General features: G+C 49.8%; 21 protein-coding genes. 11 read left to right on the top strand and 10 right to left on the bottom strand.

All coding sequences use genetic code 11. The features are described 5' to 3' along the window. The 8 genes from KD909_RS14040 to KD909_RS14005 are packed head-to-tail and all read left to right on the top strand — an operon-like array spanning position 1 to position 4,868. Positions 1-504, top strand: coding sequence for a MogA/MoaB family molybdenum cofactor biosynthesis protein (locus KD909_RS14040; protein ID WP_015880395.1), 504 nt, complete (start codon positions 1-3; stop codon positions 502-504). Further along, complete coding sequence (locus KD909_RS14035) at positions 501-1,049, top strand: molybdenum cofactor guanylyltransferase (protein WP_211781930.1); 549 nt, start codon at positions 501-503, stop codon at positions 1,047-1,049. The genes KD909_RS14040 and KD909_RS14035 overlap by 4 nt, the downstream gene beginning before the upstream one ends. Beyond that, complete coding sequence (glp, locus tag KD909_RS14030) at positions 1,049-2,284, top strand: molybdopterin molybdotransferase MoeA (RefSeq protein WP_015880397.1); 1,236 nt, start codon at positions 1,049-1,051, stop codon at positions 2,282-2,284. The genes KD909_RS14035 and glp overlap by 1 nt, the downstream gene beginning before the upstream one ends. Further along, positions 2,260-2,736 (top strand): molybdopterin-guanine dinucleotide biosynthesis protein B, encoded by a 477-nt coding sequence (mobB, locus tag KD909_RS14025; RefSeq protein ID WP_015880398.1) that lies wholly within the window; start codon positions 2,260-2,262, stop codon positions 2,734-2,736. Before glp ends, mobB begins: the two co-directional genes overlap by 25 nt. Then, positions 2,714-3,169 (top strand): molybdenum cofactor biosynthesis protein MoaE, encoded by a 456-nt coding sequence (locus KD909_RS14020; RefSeq protein ID WP_015880399.1) that lies wholly within the window; start codon positions 2,714-2,716, stop codon positions 3,167-3,169. Before mobB ends, KD909_RS14020 begins: the two co-directional genes overlap by 23 nt. Continuing rightward, complete coding sequence (locus tag KD909_RS14015; RefSeq protein WP_015880400.1) at positions 3,166-3,393, top strand: MoaD/ThiS family protein; 228 nt, start codon at positions 3,166-3,168, stop codon at positions 3,391-3,393. Before KD909_RS14020 ends, KD909_RS14015 begins: the two co-directional genes overlap by 4 nt. A 3-nt stretch (positions 3,394-3,396) precedes the next feature. After that, a complete protein-coding gene (moaC, locus tag KD909_RS14010; protein ID WP_015880401.1) occupies positions 3,397-3,861 on the top strand; it encodes a cyclic pyranopterin monophosphate synthase MoaC in 465 nt (154 codons plus the stop codon). Further along, the gene (locus KD909_RS14005) at positions 3,858-4,868 is read left to right on the top strand and encodes a ThiF family adenylyltransferase (RefSeq protein WP_211781929.1); all 1,011 of its coding nucleotides are present in this window, start codon (positions 3,858-3,860) and stop codon (positions 4,866-4,868) included. Before moaC ends, KD909_RS14005 begins: the two co-directional genes overlap by 4 nt. A 38-nt stretch (positions 4,869-4,906) precedes the next feature. On the opposite strand, the gene KD909_RS14000 is transcribed toward KD909_RS14005, so the two are convergent. Next, entirely contained in the window at positions 4,907-6,097 is a 1,191-nt protein-coding gene (locus tag KD909_RS14000) for a LysM peptidoglycan-binding domain-containing protein (RefSeq protein WP_211781928.1), read from the bottom strand. Positions 6,098-6,362: 265 nt separating this feature from the next. Here KD909_RS14000 and KD909_RS13995 point away from each other — a divergent pair, with 265 nt between their 5' ends. After that, the gene (locus KD909_RS13995) at positions 6,363-7,112 is read left to right on the top strand and encodes a FixH family protein (protein WP_211781927.1); all 750 of its coding nucleotides are present in this window, start codon (positions 6,363-6,365) and stop codon (positions 7,110-7,112) included. Positions 7,113-7,145: 33 nt separating this feature from the next. On the opposite strand, the gene KD909_RS13990 is transcribed toward KD909_RS13995, so the two are convergent. From KD909_RS13990 to KD909_RS13960, 7 genes are all read right to left on the bottom strand, one after another. Then, a complete protein-coding gene (locus tag KD909_RS13990; RefSeq protein ID WP_015880408.1) occupies positions 7,146-8,771 on the bottom strand; it encodes an ABC-F family ATP-binding cassette domain-containing protein in 1,626 nt (541 codons plus the stop codon). Positions 8,772-8,936: 165 nt separating this feature from the next. Continuing rightward, entirely contained in the window at positions 8,937-9,656 is a 720-nt protein-coding gene (locus KD909_RS13985) for a DNA/RNA nuclease SfsA (RefSeq protein WP_211781926.1), read from the bottom strand. Next, the gene (locus tag KD909_RS13980) at positions 9,643-10,107 is read right to left on the bottom strand and encodes an SACOL1771 family peroxiredoxin (protein ID WP_047795811.1); all 465 of its coding nucleotides are present in this window, start codon (positions 10,105-10,107) and stop codon (positions 9,643-9,645) included. The genes KD909_RS13985 and KD909_RS13980 overlap by 14 nt, the downstream gene beginning before the upstream one ends. A gap of 52 nt (positions 10,108-10,159) precedes the next feature. After that, entirely contained in the window at positions 10,160-11,398 is a 1,239-nt protein-coding gene (gene pepT / locus KD909_RS13975) for a peptidase T (RefSeq protein WP_211781925.1), read from the bottom strand. Between the two features lie 113 nt (positions 11,399-11,511). Next, a complete protein-coding gene (locus KD909_RS13970) occupies positions 11,512-12,249 on the bottom strand; it encodes a glucose 1-dehydrogenase (RefSeq protein WP_159563295.1) in 738 nt (245 codons plus the stop codon). A 97-nt stretch (positions 12,250-12,346) separates the two neighbouring features. Next, positions 12,347-13,021 carry an LrgB family protein gene (locus KD909_RS13965; RefSeq protein ID WP_211781924.1) on the bottom strand — a complete coding sequence of 225 codons (675 nt, stop codon included), beginning with the start codon at positions 13,019-13,021 and terminating at the stop codon, positions 12,347-12,349. After that, entirely contained in the window at positions 13,018-13,371 is a 354-nt protein-coding gene (locus KD909_RS13960; protein WP_211781923.1) for a CidA/LrgA family protein, read from the bottom strand. Before KD909_RS13960 ends, KD909_RS13965 begins: the two co-directional genes overlap by 4 nt. 149 nt (positions 13,372-13,520) lie before the next feature. On the opposite strand from KD909_RS13960, the gene KD909_RS13955 reads away from it, so the two are divergent. Next, positions 13,521-14,258 carry a YwqG family protein gene (locus KD909_RS13955; RefSeq protein WP_211781922.1) on the top strand — a complete coding sequence of 246 codons (738 nt, stop codon included), beginning with the start codon at positions 13,521-13,523 and terminating at the stop codon, positions 14,256-14,258. Positions 14,259-14,302: 44 nt separating this feature from the next. Here KD909_RS13955 and KD909_RS13950 read toward each other — a convergent pair whose 3' ends face one another. Together KD909_RS13950 and KD909_RS13945 are read right to left on the bottom strand one after the other, a co-directional pair. Continuing rightward, positions 14,303-17,455, bottom strand: coding sequence for an efflux RND transporter permease subunit (locus KD909_RS13950; protein WP_211781921.1), 3,153 nt, complete (start codon positions 17,453-17,455; stop codon positions 14,303-14,305). A 33-nt stretch (positions 17,456-17,488) separates the two neighbouring features. Then, a complete protein-coding gene (locus KD909_RS13945; RefSeq protein ID WP_211781920.1) occupies positions 17,489-18,055 on the bottom strand; it encodes a TetR/AcrR family transcriptional regulator in 567 nt (188 codons plus the stop codon). Between the two features lie 226 nt (positions 18,056-18,281). Between KD909_RS13945 and KD909_RS13940 the strand changes: the two genes are divergently transcribed. Further along, the gene (locus KD909_RS13940) at positions 18,282-19,343 is read left to right on the top strand and encodes a Fe(3+) ABC transporter substrate-binding protein (RefSeq protein WP_211781919.1); all 1,062 of its coding nucleotides are present in this window, start codon (positions 18,282-18,284) and stop codon (positions 19,341-19,343) included. The last annotated feature ends 112 nt before the right edge of the window (positions 19,344-19,455 follow it).

The raw sequence follows: 19,455 nt of genomic DNA, 5'->3' as shown, positions 1-19,455 counted from the left end.
ATGCAAGCACACAACCATGTACATCAAAACACACAGCGTGTCCGGGCAGCGATTTTGACGATCTCGGATACGCGAACACTGGATACGGACGTGTCTGGCGAACATATTTGCACGCTATTAAAAGAAGAAGCACATACGGTCACATACCGTGAGATCACGAAAGATGACTCATTTGAAATCGAAGCGGCCGTCAGACGAATGGTCGACGAAAAAATGGACGTCATCTTGACGACCGGGGGAACGGGCATCACGAAACGGGACGTCACCATTGAGACGATTCGACCGCTGCTTGACCGAGAAATGGTCGGCTTCGGCGAGTTGTTCCGTTATGTCAGCTTCACGGAAGATATCGGACCGGCGGCGATGTTGTCGCGAGCTTTAGCAGGACGCATCGGGGATACGATCATCTTTTCGATGCCAGGGTCGCGAGGCGCCGTCGACTTGGCGATGACTCGCTTGATTCTCCCTGAGCTCTCCCATATCGTCTGGGAAGCGACGCGATGATCGGCATCGTCTTGGCAGGCGGAAAATCGCGCCGGTTCGGATCCCCTAAATGGCAAGCCTGTTATAAGGACATCTCGTTTGAAGAGCGGGCGCGACAGACACTCGCTACAACGACGACGTCCCAATGGAGCGTCGTACCGGCCGGACAGTTGATGACCTCATATCAACTTGAAGATGACATGGAATGGCGCGGCATGGGACCGCTCGCCGGCATCATCACCGTCATGCGGCACGTCCCGTCTGATTGGTATGCCGTCTGTGCGTGTGATACGCCCTTGTTGCCGCCGACTGTTTACGAACGGCTTGCGACGGAACGCGGGAAGCAGCCGGTTGTCGCCTACGCAGATAATCGAATCCATCCGCTCATCGCCTTGTATCCCCGCTCGATACTGTCCCAGTTCGAAGCCGCTTTACGTCGAGGCGAACGGGCGGTCATGCCTCACTTGACAGAGGCGACAATCGTCTCGTTTGCTGAACGGGACTGGTTTAAAAATGTGAACACACCGAGTGATTATGAAGAATTGCTAGGAAAGGAAGTGGAGTAATGGAAAAGATGTCGACGCTATTTCGTAAGCCGCTCGCCGTTGACGAGGCGGTCATCCGTGTCCAAGAAGCGACGGGGAAAGGTCGGACGGAAACGGTACCGTTGTATCGAGCGAACGGCCGGATTTTAGCGATGGATCTCACTGCGACGCATGACGTTCCAGCATTTAATAAATCTCCGTATGACGGTTTTGCTGTCCAGTCCGCGGATTTGTTGAGAGCGAGCCGCGATGAACCGGTGACATTACCCATTCAATACGTTCAGGGAGCCGGACACGTCGGAGAACCGCTCCGCGCCGGCGAGGCGATTCGCATCATGACCGGGGCAAAAATTCCAGACGGAGTCGATGCGGTCGTCATGCTCGAGCTCGCACAAGCGGATGAACGAGTCGTGACGTTCAAGCGACCGGCCCGCGATGCCAATATTTCCTATCGTGGGGAAGATATGACGGCGGGGACGAATATCGTTGACCGAGGCACCCGCATTAATCCGGGCGTCATCGCCTTGCTCGCTACGTTCGGGTATGAGCAGGTCGACGTATACGTAAAACCGCACATCACCGTGTTTGCGACCGGTGATGAGCTCGTTGAACCGGGACAGAAAAAAACCGATGGGCAAATCTATAATTCGAATGCATATATGATTCTCGCTCAAATCGAGGCACTCGGTGGCGCGGCGACATATGGCGGTATCTTGCCGGATACGTTCGCTTCGACAAAGCGGGCGATTGACGAGGCACTTCGGACGAGTGATGCCGTCGTCACGACAGGCGGGGTATCGGTCGGAGATTTTGATTATTTACCGGATGTATATGAGGCGCTCGGGGCGACGGTGCTGTTTAATAAAGTTGGGATGCGGCCAGGGTCCGTCACGACGGTCGCGCACGTCGAACATCGGTTGTTGTTTGGATTATCCGGGAATCCGTCGGCGTGTTTTGTCGGAACGGAACTGTTTGTAGGCACGTATATGAAGACGTTATTCGGGCAAGCGGAGCGACCTGTCATCCAGGCGGAACTTGGTGTCGATTTCCCGAAAACGAATCCGTTCGACCGGTTCGTGCGTGGACATGTGACGATTGATGCGACCGGGCAGACGGTGGTTCATCCGAGCGGGAAAGACAAGTCGGGCATCGTCTCCTCACTCGCGACGTGTAACGCGTTGATTCATCTGCCAGGCGGAACGAGAGGGTTTCAAAAAGGGGACTCGGTGCGATGTCGAATCATCGATCAGCTTTGATTTTACAAGTGGTCGGCTATCAAAATAGCGGTAAAACATCGTTCGTTTCTGAGCTGACAGCACGCTTGTCGGCGACGGGGCTCCGTGTCGGTGTCATCAAACACCACGGTCACGGAGGGACGTTCGACTTGCCGATGACGGACTCGCATCGTCACGCGTTGGCTGGTGCCGTGCTATCGAGTGTGATCGGTGAAGACGGGACGTTAATCGAGTGGCAAGCGGTCGACACGTTTGAGTTGCTCCTCAACTGGTACGAGGCGCACGTCGACATCGTGATCATCGAGGGATACAAACGGAAAGATTATCCGAAAGTGGTGCTCGTGCGAGACGGGCATGAACAACCGGTCGATGTGACGAACGTGATCGCGCGCGGAGATTCCGTGGCAGACAAGGACCGGTTGATGCGTTTAGTGGAAAGGTGGATGGAGAATGAAATGGTATCAAGTGAATGAACATCCGCTCGAACCGATGGCGCTTTACGAAACGGTCCGGCATCGAAACGTCGGGGCGGTCGTGCTGTTTATCGGGACGGTGCGAGAAATGACGGGTTCCAAACAGACTGAGCTCTTGGAGTATGAATCATACGTACCGATGGCCGAGAAGATGCTCGAACAAATCGCGAAAGAAGTGGCGGAACGTTGGCCTGGTGCGTTGACGGCGATCCATCACCGGATTGGACGACTCGATATCATGGAAGAAGCGGTCGTCATCGCGACGAGTTCTTCCCATCGCGCCGACGCATACGAGGCGAATCGTTACGCCATCGAACGGATTAAAGAAATTGTCCCAATTTGGAAACGGGAGCATTGGACCGACGGCACGAAATGGATGGGTGATCAAAAAGAACAACACCCAGGACGCCCGGAAGGAGTGACGTACACATGATTGAGGTATTATGTTTTGCCCACGTGGCAGAAGAGTTGGCGGTCCGGTCCTATACCGTTTCGGCTCCACAAACAATCGCCGCCTTGCGAGCGGATTTGGCCGAGCGGGGCGTGTCGGGAGCGGAACGTCTCATGTTCGCGGTCAATGAGCGCTATGAGACGGACGAATATACGGTTGCAGACGGAGACACGGTCGCCGTCATTCCAATGGTGAGCGGAGGATAAACGATGGAACTGACACACATGAACGACCAAGGGCGGGCGCGGATGGTCGATGTCTCGGATAAACCGGAAACGACACGGACAGCTCGGGCCCGCACATCAGTTGAATTGAGCAGTGAACTGAAACAGCTCATCACGGATGGTGACCTTGCGAAAGGCGACGTGCTTGCTGTCGCCCAAGTGGCCGGGATTATGGCCGCCAAAGAGACGAGCCGCATCATCCCGATGTGTCACCCGCTCGCCTTGAAAAAAGTCGATTTAACATTCGAATGGGACGAGACACAGCTCATCATCGAGTCGTTCGTGAAGACGAAAGGTGATACCGGTGTTGAGATGGAAGCGTTGACGGCCGCATCGGTCGCAGCGTTGACCGTATACGATATGACGAAAGCGGTCGATAAAGGCATCGTCATCGGGCCGACATACTTGCTTGAGAAACAAGGCGGGAAGTCAGGGGACTACGTCCGATGACACATGTTCCGGAACGTTACGCGCGGCAGGCCCGGTTCCACGGTATCGGTGGGGACGGGCAAGAACGTCTGATGGTGAAACGAGTGCTCGTCGTCGGTCTCGGTGCGCTCGGAGCGGCCGTGAGCGATCAACTTGTTCGGGCCGGCGTCTCACTTATCCTCGTCGACCGCGACTATGTAGAGGTGACGAACTTACAACGACAGACGCTCTATACGGAACAGGACGCACGTGCCGAGACGCCGAAAGCGGTCGCGGCGCTCGAACGCCTGCGGACCATCAACTCAGACGTTGAGTTGGACGCGCAGATCGCCGACGTATCGTGGGATTGGCTTCGGCCTTTGCCGCCCGTTGATCTCGTCTTGGACGCGACCGATAACGTCGAGACACGTCTTCTATTGAACGATTTCGCACTCGAGCGCGGCATTCCGTTCTTGTTTGCCTCTTGTGTCGGGGCATACGGCATGAACTACACGGTGATGCCGGAAGAAGCGCCGTGTCTTCGTTGTCTCATGCGTCATTTGCCGTTAGCCGGACAGACGTGCGCGACAGCGGGGGTGGTGGCTCCCATCGTGCAACATGTGGCGAGCCGTCAAGCCGTCGAGGCGTTGAAATATTTGACCGGGCGTCATGAACAAATGGAACGTCGACTGTTGATTGAAGACATGTGGGAGAATCAGTCACAGCGGCTCGATGTCGCACGGCTCGTCGACGTGTCTTGCCCGTCTTGTCAGACCCATGACTACCCGAGTCTTGTTTCAAGTCGACAGCAGACAGCGCTCCTATGTGGTCGCGATGTCGTCCAAGTCCGTCGCTCTATCGAAGGGCTTGACCCGATTGCGCATCAACTCGAGCGGGCGGACATCACCGTGAAGCAGACCCCGTTCACGTTAGAATGGCGATGGCGGAATCATCGGATGCTCTTGTTCAAAGACGGAAGGGTTCTCGTCCATGGCGTTGACGATGCGCATGTCGCGGTCGCGATGGTCGACGAGTGTCTTGGCACATAAAAAGTGTCCCCGGAAAAATGGAGGACACTTTTTTTTGGTTAGCGTGGGATTGTAAGCACTTGCCCGACACTGATTAAGCTGACGTTCGTGATATTGTTGGCGGCCGCGATTTTCGCAACAGTTGTGTTATACATCGTCGCAATCTTGTACAGCGTGTCCCCTGATTTGACCGTGTATTTTACCGTAGTTGTCGGTGGTGTGATCGTCGTACCTGGGATGACGAGCACTTGTCCGACATAGATGGAGTTGACGTTTGTGATGTTATTGGCGGCTGCGATTTTTGCGACGGTCGTATTGTACATCGTTGCAATCTTGTAGAGTGTGTCGCCCGATTTCACCGTATATTTCACAGTCGTCGTAGGTGGTGTAACGGTCGTAGTTGGAATGATGAGCACTTGTCCTACATAAATCAAGCTGTAGTTCGTAATGTTGTTGGCGGCAGCAAGCGCCGAGACGGTGACTCCGTATGTCCGTGCGATACTGTACAACGTATCACCTGACTTCACGGTATACGTTTTGTTCGTCGATGTGTTTTGATATGCAAGTAATTGTGAGACCGTGACAAATTTGTACCCTTTTGCTTTGAGTTGTGAAATCATCGTTGGGAGTGCGAGCGGTGTACCCGGGGCCCCGGCTCCGGTATGCATCAAGACGATTGAACCCGGTTTGATGTTAGTCTGAACTTTCGTGTTGATTTGGCTCGCGGTCAACCCTTTCCAGTCAACCGTATCAATGTTCCATTGAATCGTGTATCCGTATCCTGCAGCCCCGACACCGCTCAATACGGTACTATTCACTGCACCAAAAGGGGCTCTGAAAATCGGTTTTGTCGTTTTTCCGGTCAACGATTTAATCAAAGCTTCCGTGCGGTCGAGTTCGGATTTCATCTGCGTGGCAGTCAGTTTGGTGAAGTCAGGGTGTGTATACGAGTGATTTCCGAGTTGATGTCCTTTTGCGGCGATATTTTTAACGTACTGTGGATGGTTATTTGCGCCCGACCCCGTTAAAAAGAAAGTGGCTTTGACATTGTTTTTTGCTAAAATGTCTAAAATCTTGTTCGTGTTCGCCCCGTCTGCCCCGTCATCGAACGTCAATGCGACGACCTTACTCGTCGTGTTCACGCTCGTGACAAATTTTGACGCGGCGGCACTGACGGAAATCGATTGTGTGATCACCATCGCCAATAAGATGAACAGTGCCATCGCCCCACGAATGACCTTACGTTTCATCTGAATTCGCCTCCATTCATGATGTAACTCTCTTGATGTTAAGACTTTCCAAATGATTGACCTTGATATATTTTATATACCCCTTTTTAGAAATGATGGACTAAAATTCGGAAATGTACTCAATAAATTTTGATTCAACTATATGTGTGAAATTTGTGAGAATGTATCGTGGGATATATCACAGAATGCTCACACTCTTTTTGGAAAGAGATGGTATCATGAACAATGTGTGAAAGATGTAAGCGATTTATAAGGAGGACTTATGATGAAAAAGATGATGACACGGTTTGGGGTCGTGTTTGGGCTTATCGGGTTGTTCGTACTCGGTGCGTGTGGTACGGAGAAAGAAGCGGAGAGCGCGGCTGTTCCACAGTCAATGGAACCGGTCGAGGCAGAGTTGACGGTTGCTGCGACGGCAGAAAAAGGAGAAGCGGTACCGTTATCTGTAACAGTCACGCAAGATGGTCAACCTGTAGACGATGCGGATGAAATCAAGTTCGAAGTATGGAAGAACGATGCGAAGGAAGAAAGTGAGATGATCAAGGCGTCACTCACGAAAGACGGTGTCTATGAAGCGGAGACGACGTTCGCGGAAGAAGCGGTCTATACGGTCCAGGTTCACGTGACAGCGCGTTCGATGCACACCATGCCGACGACAAACGTGACGGTTGGACATCCAGAAACGGCTGCTGAAGCAGAAGAAGAGAGTGAGCATCATCACCACGCTGGAGCGGATATCACGCTTGACCCGAAAGAGGCGACAGCAGGGGGAGAACAACCATTCATGGTACACGTCATGATTGAAGACGAGATGCTCGCTGGGGCGGAAGTACAACTCGAAATCTTCCAAGACGGGGCAGAGAAGCATGAGTGGGTGAAGTTAGAGGAAGCAGATGCTGGGATGTATAAAGGTGTACACACCTTTGCTGAATCAGGCGCATACAACGTTCAAGTCCATGTCACGAAAGGTCATGATATTCATGAGCACGTGATGGAGACGGTAGACGTAAAATAAAAATGATCGGCTCACGCGAGCCGATCATTTTTATTATGCATTTTGATAGAGAGATTCAACTTGTTGTTGAAGCGCTTCGTTCTCCAAATATTCATCGTACGTTGCTTCTTTATCCACGATGCCATTCGGTGTCACTTCGATGATGCGTGTCGCAATCGTCGAGATGAGCTGATGGTCATGTGAGCTGAAGAGGAGCACACCTTTGAATGACTCGAGACCGTTGTTGAGTGCTGTGATCGATTCGAGGTCCAAGTGGTTCGTCGGATCGTCGAGGACGAGCACGTTCGAGTTCGAGAGCATCATCTTCGAGAGCATGCAACGTACTTTTTCTCCCCCTGAGAGGACAGACGCCTTCTTCATGACTTCTTCACCTGAGAAGAGCATGCGGCCAAGGAATCCACGAAGGAACGTGTCTGACTCATCGGCAGGTGAGAACTGGCGCAACCAGTCGAGGATGCTCTTTTCTGAGCCTTCGAAGTACTCCGAATTGTCTTTCGGGAAGTATGACTGAGTTGTCGTGACGCCCCATTTGACTGATCCTGTGTCTGGCTCCATCTCACCCATGAGAATTTTGAAGAGTGTCGTGATGGCAACGTCCGAACGACCGACGAATGCGACTTTGTCCGTCTTGTTGAGTGAGAACGTGACGTTGTCGAGTACTTTTACACCATCGATTGTCTTCGATACGTTATCGACATAGAGAACATCGTTTCCGATCTCGCGCTCCATCGTGAATCCGACGAACGGATAACGACGTGACGACGGACGGATGTCATCAAGTGTGATCTTATCGAGCAACTTCTTACGCGACGTCGCTTGACGTGCTTTCGATGCGTTCGAGCTGAAACGTGCGATGAAGTTTTGAAGTTCTTTGATTTTCTCTTCTTTCTTCTTGTTCTGGTCTGCCGCCATACGTGTAGCGAGTTGGCTAGATTCATACCAGAAGTCGTAGTTCCCGACATACAATTGGATTTTTCCAAAGTCGAGGTCAGCCATGTGCGTACAGACTTTGTTCAAGAAGTGACGGTCGTGGGAAACGACGATGACTGTGTTTTCAAAGTTGATCAAGAATTCTTCTAACCATTGAATCGCCTTTAGGTCAAGTCCGTTGGTCGGCTCGTCCAAAAGCAAGATGTCTGGCTTACCGAAGAGCGCTTGGGCAAGAAGGACTTTGACTTTCTCCCCACCTGTGAGTTCACTCATTTGTTTCTGGTGAAGCGCTTCAGAGATCCCGAGACCTTGAAGGACCATCGATGCTTCTGACTCGGCTTCCCAACCGTTCAACTCAGCGAATTCTCCTTCGAGTTCAGCTGCGCGCATCCCGTCTTCATCTGAGAAGTCTTCTTTCATATAGATGGCGTCTTTTTCCTTCATTACTTTGTAGAGACGCTCGTGACCCATGATGACGGTCTCTAGAACCGCACTGTCTTCATACGCGTAGTGGTCCTGCTTGAGGACAGCGAGACGTTCGCCTGGTGTGATGCTGACATCACCTGTCGTCGTATCTTGCTCACCTGATAAAATCTTTAAGAATGTCGATTTACCGGCACCGTTCGCACCGATCAATCCGTAACAGTTGCCTGGCGTGAACTTGATGTTCACCTCTTCAAACAACTTGCGACCGCCAAATTGTAGGCTGACGTTATTTACTGTAATCATGTATGGTATCCCTCGTTTTTCTGATTAGTTTACGACGTGTATTGTATCACGTTTTTGAAAAACGCGCAGTCGCGTAAAGCGTGGAAGTGAAAAATGACTCTATTCGGTAATTCCCAACATATCATATGTTTAGTAAAAACATAACGTCTCACTTAATACATTTGGTTACTTGAAGTGAGACGTTGTGTCAAAGCAACGAAGTAAACGAATTCCTTCAGGGGAAATAGTGCAGTTCAGTTGCCATATTTCTAATCCGGAAGGTATCGCATCGTTAATCAATTGACGAATTAGATGGTCTTGTTTTCGGTTGGGATTACCGGTATAAATTGGTGCGTCATATAAAAAAACATATAAGAGGACTGCTCTTCCGGTTTGGGGTAGAGTGGAAATCAGAGCGTAGAGATGACGAATCAAACGTTCTGTTTCGATGGGTCGTTTCAATCGTCTACGTTTAAAGTGTGGGAGAGGAATAGTGAGTAGTTCGCTGAGCGGAGCCTTCACTTCCATGAAGATTCCATCAATCTGAAAATCGATCCGTGCACCGTCAGTTACTATTTCACGTTTGATTCCCCTCGGGGTTGAGAAAGCATCAAGCTGGTTCTCGAGTAAGAAAGCTTCAACATAGTCGTTGACACGACCTTGATTGATTCCAATCCATTGTTCACCATCGACTGAAATGGCTTCGACTGTAAAGCGAGTTTTACGATTCGAGTCATAGGTTTCTGAGACGAGGCAGGGGGTGTTTTCAAATATAATATCTCCAATCCTTCCTGTTACAGGACAATGGCAAGGCGCGAGCAAGTCATCAACGAGTACGTCCATGACAAAGCGATTACGTCTGTTTACAATTATCGCTTTTTTCAAAGGTTCTTCAAATAAAATCATTGCTACTTTTACGTGAAATGACGGTATTCAACTCAAATGCTACATTTCCTGCGAGTGCGCGTGAAATCATACATTGATCTTTCGCTTTTTTCGCGATGCGCTCGACAAGCGTGATGTCTCGGTCGGTCATCTCTGTAGGTACATGAATCGTTGTCGCATAGCGAATTGTCTCGTAAGTGAAGATGCCGTTTGTCACATCGACGATGCCCTCTGCATCAATCGTGATGCCACGGTGAGTCAAATCACTTCGCCCGAGTACGGCTGCGAGGGTGATGATATAACACGTTGCCGCTGCCCCGAGTAACATCTCATCCGGATTCGTGCCAACTCCAGGACCGTCCATCTCTGGCGGAATTGAAATCTGTGTCTTTAATCGCTCGGCCTCGAGGGTGCCGACGTCATTTCGTCCGCCATCCCAGCCGAGGTTCATGCTAAATGTATGTTTCATCAAAAATCGCCTCCAATGTCTCTAGTGTAAAAGAGAACGATTGGAGGCGCATGTGTTATGCTTGTGCGCGCTTCGCGAATGTGCGAAGTGTTTCGATGATAACCGTTGTTGCTTTTTCCATGTTGTTCACAGAGATGTATTCAAACTTCCCGTGATAGTTTTCGCCACCTGTGAAGATGTTCGGCGTCGGAAGGCCCATGTACGAAAGTTGCGATCCGTCTGTCCCACCACGAATTGGTTCAATCTTCGGTTCGATGCCAAGGTCGCGCATGACGTCAGCGACGGTATCGACGATGTGTTTCACTGGTTCGATTTTCTCGGCCATGTTGTAATACTGATCTTCCATTTTGAGCTCAATCCGCTCTTCCCCGTATTTTTGTTTCCATTCGAGGACAAGTTTCTCCATCAACGCTTTACGCGCTTCGAACTTCTGTTTGTCATGATCGCGGATGATGTATTGAAGTGTCGTTTTCTCGACGTCCCCATTAAAGCCGTTCAAATGGAAGAATCCTTCGTAGTTGCTCGTCCGTTCCGGTGCCTCATCAGCAGGCAAACGGTTTTGGAACGCCATCGCGAGCTTCATCGAGTTCACCATCTTGTTTTTGGCGCTACCTGGGTGCACGTTCGTCCCGTGGAAGGTGACGGTCGCACCGGCCGCGTTAAAGCTCTCATACTGCAACTCTCCGAGTGGACCGCCGTCCATCGTGTAAGCGAAGTCCGCATTGAATCGGGCGACATCGAATTTATGTGGTCCACGTCCGATTTCTTCATCCGGTGTGAAGGCGATGCGGACCGGCCCGTGTGGAATCTCAGGGTGAGCCAATAAGTATTCGATCGCTGTGACGATTTCGGCGATTCCCGCCTTGTCGTCCGCACCGAGGAGTGTCGTACCATCCGTTGTCATGAGCGTATGCCCGACATACCCATCAAGTTCTGGGAAGTCTTTTGGTGATAAGACGACATTCAATGACTCGTTCAAGACGATGTCGCCACCTTCATAATGCTCGACGAGTTGAGGGGACACGTTCGTTCCTGTGAAGTCGGTCGCTGTATCCACATGAGCGAGGAATCCGATTGTCGGGACGTCATAATCGACGTTACTTGGAAGTGTGGCGAATAGATAGCCGTATTCATCCGTCTCGACGTCTGTCAGTCCGAGTTCTTTTAATTCTTTCTCCAAATGACGAATCAAATCCCATTGTTTGGCCGTCGATGGTGTTGTCGTACTCGTGAAGTCAGACTGTGTATCGATCTTCGCGTAAGTCATTAAGCGTTCAATTAATTTGTCTTGCATCTAAAAACCTCCCTAAGTCTTTACTCAACATATTCAGTTTAGCATGAGGACAGTCGTATAAAGTATCAAAATAGTTTGAAAAAAGGCGACCAAATGAATGGTCGCCTTCTGATTTACTGGATGATTACCCCGCCATCGATGACGAATTCGGCGCCGGTGAAGTAACTCGATTCGTTTGAACCGAGAAACAAAACGAGGTGGGATACGTCTTGAGGTTTTCCGATTCGTTTCAGAGGAACCGTTTCAGCCATTTGCTGTACTACCTCTTCAACGCCAGGTTGCATGATCATTGGTGTCTCGATCAATCCTGGGTGAATGGAGTTGACGCGGATGCCGTCAGCCGCCACTTCAAGAGCAACGGCTTTTGTCATACCACGAACCGCAAATTTGGAAGCGACGTAGGCGGCTCCGCCCATCCCTAAAATTCCCGATATTGAAGAGATGTTGATAATGGAACCATGACCGGCTTTTCGCATCGAAGGAATGACCGTTTTCATTCCAAGAAAGACGCCAACTTGGTTAATGTCGATTACTTTCCGATATTCCGCTTCAGAGAGTTCATCGATTGTTGGGGTTACAGCAATTCCCGCATTGTTCACCAGAATAGTGATTGGTCCGAATGTTTCTTCAGTTGCTTTGACAATCGCTTCCCAGTCTTCTAGTTTGGTCACGTCATGCTTCATAAAAATCGCTTTTCCATGCAATTCTTTTTCCAATGCCTCGCCCTCGCTGCTCAAAATGTCGGTGAATACGACCAGTGCGCCTTCATCGACCAATGCCTTGACATGGGATGCCCCCATTCCTCGCGCGCCACCTGTTACCAAAGCGACTTGATCTTGTACACGTCCCATTGTTTTTCCTCCTCGGATCACACAAAAGAAGGCAAGCGTCTCTTTTCATTATAATATGTTTTATTACCTATTGTGAATGAACAAGGAGAGGAGAAACTTAAAATAAGATGGGAAAAAGAAGTGGCAAGATAAACGAGGTGAAGATTGCGGTCAATCCCATTGCGGCACCACCTGTTGCACCGGACAACGGATGTTCCGTTGCCGCCTGAGCGGTCCCAATCCCGTGACTGATTGTGCCGAGTGTGAGTCCACGCGTGAACGGGTCGTCCATACGAATCCACGTCAATAAGACCGGTCCGAGCATCGCCCCTAAAATACCGCAGGCAACGGCGATCGAGGCCGCAAGTGTTGCATCCCCCTCTAGTTGTCGAGCCAATTCAAGGGCAATCGGGGACGTCGCCGATTTGACCGATAGCGCAATCAATACGTTTTCGGTGAAAGAAAATAACTTGCCGAAAAGTACAGCCACAAAAATCGTAGAGAGTGACCCAAGTACGATGGCACTCAGGGCCCGTTTTGCCCGAGCGAGTAACACGGGTAAGTTGCGATAGAGCGGTAACCCGAGGGCGACCGTCGCTGGTCCGAGTAAGATGGTGATGATATCGGTAGCCGGTTTATACGCATCATAGGACTGTCCTGTCACGAGTAACAGAAGAATCAAAATCGCTGTACTTAAGAAGACGACATTGGTGAACGGAGATGCCCACTTCATGGAAAGTCGACGACTGAGCGAATACACGAGAATCGTCAATCCGATCCAAACGTATGTCATGATGTCTCACCTTCTTTCCCGGAAACAAACGCCGTCACGACCATCCCGACCGCCATGCTGGCGAGTAACGTGATAAGGAGCGGGATACCGGCAGCTTTTAACAAAGTGCCGTACGCCATAAGGCCGACGGCAATGGGGATGAAGAAGAAGGCGAGATGCTTCGTCAAATATCCAGCACTGTCCTCAATCCATTCCACGCGAATGACTTTTGTCAACAAGAGGACGAGCAAGAGCACCATGCCGATGACGCTGCCTGGTACTTTCCACGAGAACGTCTCAACAATCCAGTTTCCGAGCGTGCTCAATCCGAATAAAAGAGCGAACCCAATCATCCATTTTAATAATTTCATATACATGACTTCCTTTCACGTCATTCAAAACGTATGAATCTTCTCAAATTCAACGAGAGAGGTCAAGAAAAGGGTACAACAAAAAAGACAAGGGGTACATACGTTCGGCATGCTATACTACATCTATCATAAACAAGCGGGGTGTCGAGATGGAACTAAAAACGATTGAGCAATTTATTCAAGAGCATGGATTAGAAAACGGTGAAGACATTTTACGTGCGTTCACGAAGCGGGTCAATTTGACAATTTTGCCACGGACAACAAGGGAAGAAGTAGCGGTTGGCCATTCTAAGTTTGGCGGGTATCCTGACTTACCACACGCAGACTTGCACCCTGGGGAGAATATGACGTTTTTAGCCCAGTTTCGTTTAAGTGATTTGGCTGAGTTTGAATCCGTAGATGCACTCCCGAAAGAAGGTTTGTTGTCTTTCTTCTATGATTTAGAAGAACAACCTTGGGGAGATGTGGATGAACGTCATCTTTGGCGTGTTCTGTTTACTGAAGAATCGAAACTTGAGCGAGTGCGAGTTGGAGAAGCATTAAATGAACGTGCCGTTTCCTTTAAAGAAAGCTATGCAGAGAATGAATACAGTTTATATGAGCTGCTCGACGAAGAGATGTACGATCGGTTACTCGAACGATTCGAACAAGAAGAACTTCATGCAATCGGTGGACATCCGAGTGAAGTACAAGGTGATGTTTTTGAAGAGATACAAGAAACATATGGGGAACGATTCGATCATCCTTTCCTATTGTTTCAAATGGACACGTCTGAAGAGTTAGACGTCATGTTCGGGGATGCGGGTATTCTCTATTTTCTCATTCCGGAAGATGCTCTCCGTGCCAAACGGTTTGGAGAAACCGAAATCATTATGCAGTGTTATTGAACGCAAAAAAGGGAGCCGACTCGAATGAGTCGACTCTCTTTTGATTACGCTTGTTTTTTCTTACGGAATCGTGCGAAGAACTCATAGACGATTGGTACGATGAGCAACGTGAGGAGCGTCGAACTTGTAAGTCCGCCGATCACGGTGACGCCGAGACCTTTCGAGATGAGTGCCCCACCCTCGAGACCGAGTGCGAGCGGTGCGAGTGCACCGATTGTTGCGAGTGCGGTCATCAAGATTGGGCGAAGGCGTGTGCCTGCTGCCTCAAGTAACGCTTCACGTGTTGATAAACCAGCTTCTTCTTTATGAATGACGCGGTCAATCAAGACGATGGCGTTCGTGACGACAATCCCGATCAACATGAGTGCCCCGATCAAGGCAGAAACCGAAATCGTTTCACCAGTGATGAGGAGGGCGACAAGTCCCCCGATAATCGCATACGGGAGTGAGAACAACACGACGAATGGTGTGAGTGCCCCTCCGAATGTGATGACGAGAACCAAGTAGACGATGGCGATTGCGGCGAGCATCGCAAGACCGAGCTGTGTGAACGATTCTTGAATCTGTTCCGTTACACCGCCGACATCATACGATACGCCAGACGGAAGCTCAATCTCTGAAACGCGTTCTTCAATCGCAGCAGACGCTTCTGTCGCTTTATCTGTGCTGAGTTCAACGCTTACTTGTGCGAGCAGTTTTCCGTCGCGCTCGACGAGTGTGTCCGGTGTTGTGCCTTCTTCGATCTCAATGAAGTCTGAAATCGGGCGTGGACCGAACGGTGTCGTGATTTCTTGTGCTTGCAGGTCATCGACACTGTCATACGTCACTTGCTCGTTCGGGATAACGACGTCTAACTGTTTGTCATCCACTGTCACGCTCGCAAGTGGACTTTCCGGTGCCTGGAACTGACTGATGACTTGCGCGATTTGACCTGCTGACACCCCGGCTTCTGCAGCGGCCTGTTGGTCGACGTTGAACGTGTATTGTACATAGGATTCGCGTAAGTCAGAAGTAGCCTGACGGACATAATCCGTTTCCTCTTCAATCGTCTCGATGAAAGTCGGCACGATCGCTTCTAAATCTTCAAGCGAGTTGGCATAGACGTTATATGTGACACCACTCGTTGCGCCACCACCTGAGAAGTCTTGTTCTTTCCACTCCCCATTTGAGGCGAGTTCATTCAACTTCTCGATATCAGCCAACTTCACATCCGCGAAGTCTTCCGTATCTGGATCATATTGAACGATGAAGATTCCTTGTTTGTTGTTTCCGGGGTTCAGCGGGTTCTCTCCACCGACCGTGAACTGAACATCGGTTGCGTTCGGTTGTTCTTCCATGAAGTATTCTTCTGCCACTTCTGCTGCGGCAATCGAATCTTCAAGTGTTTGACCAGGTTCTGGGTCGAACGTGACGAACAACGTCTTCTCCGAATCCTGATTCAAGAAGTTGACCCCAATCGCTGGGACAAGGGCAAAGCTACCAATCAATAGGGCAGTCGCGAGACCGAACACGACGAGTTTATGGTTCAGTGACCAGTTCAAGACGCCACGATACCATTCCGCGAGCTTGCCTGGACCTTCTTCTGGCTTCAACTTGTCGCGGTTTTTAAAGAACGAGTCGGCCATCATTGGTACGACCGTGATCGCCACGAGTAACGAAGCGAGTAATGCGAAGACGACCGTCAATGCGAACGGCAAGAACAGTTCACCGACAAAACCAGTGACAAATCCAAGCGGCAAGAATACTGCAATCGTGACGATGGTCGACGAGGCGATCGGGATGAATACTTCTTTTGTTGCCGCGATAATCAACTCTTTACCGCGAAGTGGTTCGTTCGAACGCGTGAGTCGACGGTAAATGTTCTCGATGACGACGATAGAGTCATCGACGACGCGCCCAATCGCAACAGTCATCGCACCGAGCGTCATGATGTTCAACGTGATATCCAACTGCTTCAAGACGATGAGTGCCATGAGAAGCGACAACGGGATCGAGATGACGGCGATGATCGTCGATCGGAAGTTACGTAAGAACACTAAGATGATGAGGATAGCGAACAACCCACCAAGTAATGCTTTAGACAACATGGTTTCGACCGACTCTTCAATCGGTTGTCCTTGGTCGAGTGTGATCGATACATTCGCCGTATCGTTTTCAGCTTCGAAGTCATTCAATACTTCTTTGACGGCGTTGACGACATCGACCGTGTTCGCATCTTGTGTCTTCGTCACTTGTACGCCGATTGAACGTTCACCGTTCGAGCGAGAAATCGATTCTTCGATTCCTTTGTCCTCGATTGTCGCAAGTTCGCTCAACGCGACAGTCGGGACCGTCGTCGGAACGTTCGGTGGTAATGCCGATGGTGTTTCCGTCGGGACCTCGGTTGGCACGTCTGGCGTTTGACCAGGTGGCAATTCTGTTGGGGCAGACGGTGTCGTCGGCGTAGACTGGGCTGGTGAGTACGGAATTTGAAGGTCACGGAACGCTTCGAGCGTCTCCGACTTGCCGTCGATGACGACCGCTTGCTCCGTATCACCTAATTCATATAACCCGAGCGCAATTCGAGCGTCATTCGCTTGAATCAATTGTTTGACCGTATCTTCTGTCAAATTGTATTCTGCGAGCGCTTCTTGGTCGAATTGAAGCTCGACGCGGCGAATCTCTTGCCCGGCAATTTGGACGGTTTGCGCACCTTCCACTCCTTCAAGAGCAGGCTGTACTTCTTCCTCGACGAGTTTTGTCAATTCGGCCAAATCCAGGCTTTCATCCGAGATGGCAGCCCCGATTACCGGGAAAGCGTCGAAACTGAGACGCGACACTTGAGGGTCTTGTGCCGACTCCGGCAATTCGACGTTGCTTAACGCATCTTTGACTTGTTGCTCCGCTTCATCCATATCGGTACTGAAATCGTAATCGATTTGGATGTTTGAAGCGTTTTGGAACGATGAAGAACGAACTTGCTCTACGCCATTCAAATTCTGAAGTCGGTCTTCTAACACAGTGCTGACTTCTTCGAGCACTTGCTCAGGGGATGCACCTGGATAAATGGTTGTGACCGAGACGGTCGGAGTCGTAATGTCCGGTAACGTCTCGAGCTTCATCGTCAGACCGGCGAAAAGACCGGCGGCCGTCAAGATGATCGTCATCAACCAAACCGCAAACTTGTTGTTAACGGAGAAGGACGTGATTTTCTGCATGGGTTTTTAATCTCCTCTATTATTATGTTGTTTTTATGATTCACGATCGATGTCGTGGGCTCGTTCAATCAAGCGTGCGATAATCGCTTGTTTGAGTTCGGCAGGGGGAACACCGACACCGAAGTGTTCGGACATCATCATACCTTCGAGTGCATAACGAATGATCATGGTTTCCACCGGGTCGGCCGTTTGTTGGAACTGTGCGAAGAACGTATCTAAATCATGTTTCCAACGATTGGCGTACTCTTGGTCGACTTCGAACAACGTGAGAAATGCAATCATCTTCTCGACGTCGATTTGGATGGCAGCACGCTCAGGATGTAACTTCGTTTCATCAAATAGACGAACGAATGCCTCGACAGGTCCATGACCTTCTTGTTGCAATGAAGCATATAACTCGTTTTGTTCTTGTTGTAATCGTTCGACCATCGCCGTCATCAAGGCTTCTTTTGAAGGATAATGATAAAGCAGCCCCCCTTTAGATACACCTGCAGTCTTGGCGACTTCATCTAAGGTAAGTTGGTGCACGCCGTGGTTCATGATGATGTCGGTTGCCGCATCCAACAGCTTTTGCTTTGTAACGTTCGATCGGTTTGACATATCTTCACCTCTTTCTGTACCGACCAGACGGTTTGTTTGATATTACTATATCGTTCGTATTCTTTTGAAGTCAAGAAATGATGTCCTCAAAACTGTCACGAATTGCACATGTAATGTGATAGCGATTGCAGAAAAGTCTTGACGTGAGAATGATTATCAGTGATGATAGGTACTGAGAGTAATTATCATTACCAGAGAGAAATAACCGAACGTGGGGGAATGACAGATGAACAAAAAATATGCAGCTTTAGGAATTTCGGCAGCACTAACGACATCGCTCCTTGCCGCTTGTGCAAGCACAGATGAGACAACTTCAAATGAAGGCTCAGACGATTCGAACGTCGTCAATGTTTACTCGAGTCGCCACTACGATGTCGATCAACAATTATATAAACAGTTTGAAGAAGAAACAGGCATCAAGGTCAACGTGGTGGAAGGGAAGAGTGACGAACTTCTCGAGCGTTTGAACACTGAAGGCGAAAATACAGAAGCAGACCTCTTCATCACAGCAGATGCCGGAAACTTGTATCAGGCAAAAGAAGCAGGCCATCTTCAAGCGGTCGATAGCGATGAGCTTGAGTCAAACATTCCTGAAAAATATCGTGACACGGACAACGAATGGTTCGGTTTGACGAAACGTGCGCGTGTCATCGTCTACTCAAAAGATCGCGTGAAACCAGAAGAGTTGTCGACGTACGAAGCGTTGACAGAAGAACAGTGGAACGGCAAAGTACTCGTCCGTCCATCTGAAAACATGTACAACATCTCACTCCTCGCATCGTTCATCGAAGTGAACGGGGTCGATGAAGCGAAAGAGTGGGCGAAGGGCTTAGTGAACAACATGGCACGCGACCCACAAGGGAACGACCGTGACCAAGCGAAAGCGGTCGTCGCCGGTGAAGGGGACGTGGCCATCATGAACACGTACTACATGGGGCTCATGTTGAATTCTGAAGACGAGGAAGAGAAGAAAGTCGCTGAACAACTCGGTGTCTTCTTCCCAAATCAAGATACAACAGGCACACACGTGAACATTTCTGGTATCGCGATGACGAAAGCATCGAAAAATACAGAAAACGCTCAAAAATTGATGGAGTTCATGTCAGAACCGTCAGCTCAAGAGAAGTTTGCGAGTGTGAACTACGAATATCCAGTCAACGAGTCGGTTGAGCCGAACGAACTTCTTCAATCATGGGGCGAGTTCAAAGAGCAAGACATCAACCTCTCTGCACTTGGTGAAAACCAACAAGAAGCAATCCGCATCTTTAACGAAGTAGGTTGGAAGTAAGATGACTTCGGCTTGAACGCGAGTTCAGGCCGGAGATTTTTGCGTTCTTCACACCCTAAGCGCTACACGGGATGCGCAGAAACTGATATGATGGGACAGGAATTGATAGTTT

Origin of the sequence: Exiguobacterium sp. PFWT01 (assembly GCF_018255795.1) — a bacterium.
In the GTDB taxonomy this organism is placed as follows: Bacteria; Bacillota; Bacilli; order Exiguobacteriales; family Exiguobacteriaceae; genus Exiguobacterium.
This window is presented reverse-complemented; position numbering and strand designations above follow the sequence as displayed.